Raw genomic sequence first — 3,537 nt, 5'->3', positions numbered from 1 at the left:
ACTATTCACTAAAAATTTCCGACTTTTTATCCTCAATTTTCTGCCATCCTCGCTAGGGGCGCTATTCTCGGACAGCCTCCTAGATTTTGAAGTTAAATTCGCCGTCCAGATGATCTTTTATCTGCATGACCTGGCGTACCAGGTGAGCAAGGGACTTGGTACCCATCTTTTCCATAACGCGGGAACGATGGATTTCCACAGTGCGCTGACTCAGGTTGATGTCTGCGGCGATGACCTTGTTGGCTTTACCCTCAACCACATGGTGCAGTACTTCACGCTCACGATCAGTCAGGGTCGACAGCCTGCGGAGAATTTCCTTGTGCTCCAGCAGTTCTTTTCTCTGTTGTGTGTCCAGTTTCAAGGCATCGTTGATCAGGTCCAGCAGTTCCTGGTCGCGAAAAGGCTTCTGAATAAAGTTCATTGCTCCATCTTTGATGGCCTGAACCGCCATAGGCACATCACCGTGACCCGTGATGAAGATGATGGGAAGAATGCAATGCATATCATTGAGCTTGCTTTGCAGCTCAAGTCCACTCATGCCGGGCATACGGATATCCAGCACAATGCAGCCTGGCCGATTTTCATCGTAAACTTCAAGGAACTCAGCAGGTGAAGAAAAGGCTTCGACAGTCTGACCTACTGACCTCATCAACATTTTCAGCGAGTCACGCACAGCCTCGTCATCATCGATGATAAATACGGTTGGTTCTTGCTTCATGTCCTGTTGCTGCATAATGACTCCACTGTGAGAAGTTTGCTGTATAGTTTGGTGTTTTTGCCATCAGGCTGGAAAGAAGTGATGCGGGAAAGCCATAATTAACGCTCTTTGAGCATCAACTGCGTTACTCGGAAGATTGGCCGGAAGTCACACAGGTTGAAAAAAAAATTGCTTAAAGGCTGTGGAATTCGCTCTGTATTTCAATATCTCGTGGCAAAGAGTTTAGCAGAGTGTGATGCTGTTGCTTTGGTAAATAAAACACACCTCCGGTTTAGCCCGGAACTGTTTTCGATGATCATTAGTTATACTGTTGGTGTTGTGTGTTGGTGGTGTTGTGTGTTGGTGGTGTTGTGTGTTGGTGGTGGTATTGAATGCAAAAAGCCTGTACTGCTACAGGCTCTTCATCAGGTTAAATCATCAGTGCGCTGACTGGCTCAGATTTAGCGGCGCAATCATGTTTTCCGGTTTCAGGATCTCTTTTAGCTGCTCTTCGTTCAGCAGGCCTTCTTCCAGTACCAGGTCCACCACACGACGGCCGCTCTTCAGGGCAGTCTTGGCGATACGACTGGAGTTTTCGTAGCCCAAAAATGGGTTTAGTGCAGTAACCAGACCAACACTGTTGTCTACGTAGCTTTGGCACACGTCACGGTTGGCGGTAATGCCTTTGATGCACTTTTCGGTCAGCATATTCATGCCGGCAGACAGTTGCCGGATAGACTCAAGAATCTTGTAAACCAATACTGGCTCAGCGTAGTTCAGCTGCAGCTGCGCGGCCTCAGATGCCAGAGTTACGACCATGTCGTTACCAATGACGTGGAAAGCGATCTGGTTCATGGCTTCTGGAATAACCGGGTTGACCTTGCCAGGCATGATCGACGAACCTGGCTGCATTTCTGGCAGGTTGATCTCGTTAAAGCCGCACAGCGGGCCACTGGATAGCAAACGCAAGTCGTTGCTGATTTTGGACAGCTTAACCGCCAGACGTTTCAGGGCGCTGGAGAAAATTACGAATGCACCCATATCAGAAGTAGCTTCCACCAGATCGCCAGCCAGAATCATTTCCTGGCCAGAAATTTCACTCAGGTATTTGATGGCCAGCGGCGCATAACGGCTGTCAGCGGTGATGCCGGTACCGATCGCCGTACCACCCAGGTTCACTTCACGCAGTAGTCCGGCCATTTCACCGATGCGCTGAATGTCTTCACCGATGGTGGTGCTGAAGGCACGGAATTCCTGACCCAGAGTCATGGGTACCGCGTCCTGCAGCTGGGTACGACCCATCTTCAGAATGTCACTGTACTCGATGGCTTTGATGTCCAGGGCATTTTTCAGGGTCTTGATGGCCACCAGCAGTGACTTGTGCTTGAGCACCATGGCCAGACGCATCGCTGTCGGATATACGTCGTTGGTAGACTGTGCCATATTGACGTGGGTGTTCGGGTGCAGGTACTGGTATTCACCACGACGGTGTCCCATCAGCTCCAGGGCACGGTTACAGATGACTTCGTTGGCATTCATGTTGGTGGAGGTACCCGCACCGGCCTGAATCATGTCAACAACAAACTGATCGTGCAGACGGCCTTCGATGATCTCATCACAGGCATCCGCAATGGCTTCTGCTTTTCGCTGGTCCAGCATGCCCAGATCGCGGTTCGCCAGTGCACAGGCTTTCTTCACCATGGCCAGGGCCCGTGGCAGGTTGGCGTAGTGGTTCAGCTGAACACCGCTGATCTGGAAGTTTTCAATGGCACGCTGGGTCTGGATGCCATAGTAAACATTTTCCGGAACTGGAGCTTCACCGAGCAGATCGTGTTCAATTCGGTATTGGGTGAGGTCAGTCATTTTCTTGGCCCGGGATAGCGCCATACTTGCGCACTGGAGGAAAATCATTAGCCTGCATGGGATGAGTCTGTTTTGCTTGATAAAAGCAGGCTCGCTGGGGTTAGTCTGTGCCTATCCATAATTATCAGCAATAAGTGGTACTACTTAAATAAACAAAAGTTATCAAAAATAGCGAAAATCGAAATTTATTCACTCCAAACTCACGTTTTAATTAAAATGTCCGTTTTTATTGATAACCTCAGATTGGATAGCCCCGGCGCTGACCAACAGTTCGGCGATCGTCGTGTACCCTTTAGAGGAGGCCCACATCAGGGCATTCCAGCCATCTTCCATACTGGCATTGATGTCAGCGCCCCTATTGATCAGTAACTCGACGACCACCTCTTGTCCTTTTCGAGAGGCCCACATCAGGGCAGTTAATCCATTGAAATCTCCGGCATTACTCTGGCAGGCATCGATGTTGGCGCCCTTTTCGATCAGTAGCTCGGCGACCGCCTTTTGGCCGAACTGACAGGCCGCCATCAGGGCAGTGTAGCCATTGAGATCTCCGGCATTATTCCGGCAGGCATTGACGTTAACGCCCTTGTCGATCAGCAGCTCGGCGACCCCTGCGTGCCCTTTCCAGGATGCCGCCATCAGGGCAGTGTGGCCATTGTATCTTCCGGAATTCTTCAGACAAGCATCGAGTTTGGCGCCCTTGTCAATCAACAGCTCGGCGACCGCCTTGCGTCCTTCCTGGGAGGCTGACATCAGGGCAGTGTGGCCATTGTACAGTTCGGTATTGACGTCAGCGCCATTGTCGATCAGCAGTTTGCAAATTGCCTTGTATCCTCTCTGGGAGGCCGACATCAGGGCGGTGAAGCTCTTGCGATTTCCGGCTGCAACCTGGTAGGCATTGACGCAAGCGTGATTGTCGACCAGCAGCTTGGCGATCGCCTCGTGCCCTTTCTGGCAGGCCGATATCAGGGCAGTGAAGC

The 3,537-nt window shown here is 50.9% G+C and carries 4 protein-coding genes; 1 reads left to right on the top strand and 3 read right to left on the bottom strand.

All coding sequences use genetic code 11. The features are described 5' to 3' along the window. Positions 1–79: 79 nt before the first annotated feature. Entirely contained in the window at positions 80–718 is a 639-nt protein-coding gene (locus KDK14_RS09245; protein ID WP_257264810.1) for a response regulator transcription factor, read from the bottom strand. A 156-nt stretch (positions 719–874) separates the two neighbouring features. Here KDK14_RS09245 and KDK14_RS09240 point away from each other — a divergent pair, with 156 nt between their 5' ends. Beyond that, entirely contained in the window at positions 875–1,147 is a 273-nt protein-coding gene (locus tag KDK14_RS09240; protein WP_257264809.1) for a hypothetical protein, read from the top strand. Here KDK14_RS09240 and aspA read toward each other — a convergent pair. Together aspA and KDK14_RS09230 are read right to left on the bottom strand one after the other, a co-directional pair. Next, positions 1,136–2,560, bottom strand: coding sequence for an aspartate ammonia-lyase (aspA, locus tag KDK14_RS09235; protein ID WP_257264807.1), 1,425 nt, complete (start codon positions 2,558–2,560; stop codon positions 1,136–1,138). The genes KDK14_RS09240 and aspA overlap by 12 nt on opposite strands. A 207-nt stretch (positions 2,561–2,767) precedes the next feature. Continuing rightward, positions 2,768–3,537, bottom strand: a 770-nt coding sequence (locus tag KDK14_RS09230) for an ankyrin repeat domain-containing protein (protein WP_257264806.1), incomplete at its 5' end; no start/stop codon positions are given.

The organism is Endozoicomonas sp. ONNA2 (genome assembly GCF_024606365.1).
GTDB lineage: Bacteria > Pseudomonadota > Gammaproteobacteria > Pseudomonadales > Endozoicomonadaceae > Endozoicomonas.
The sequence above is the reverse complement of the archived record's forward strand: the minus strand, read 5'-3'. Positions and strand labels throughout refer to the sequence as shown.

Coding starts and splice junctions, on each gene's coding strand:
- KDK14_RS09245 (WP_257264810.1), bottom strand. CDS start 718: ATGAAGCAAGAACCAACCGTATTTATCATCGATGATGACGAGGCTGTG.
- aspA (WP_257264807.1), bottom strand. CDS start 2,560: ATGACTGACCTCACCCAATACCGAATTGAACACGATCTGCTCGGTGAA.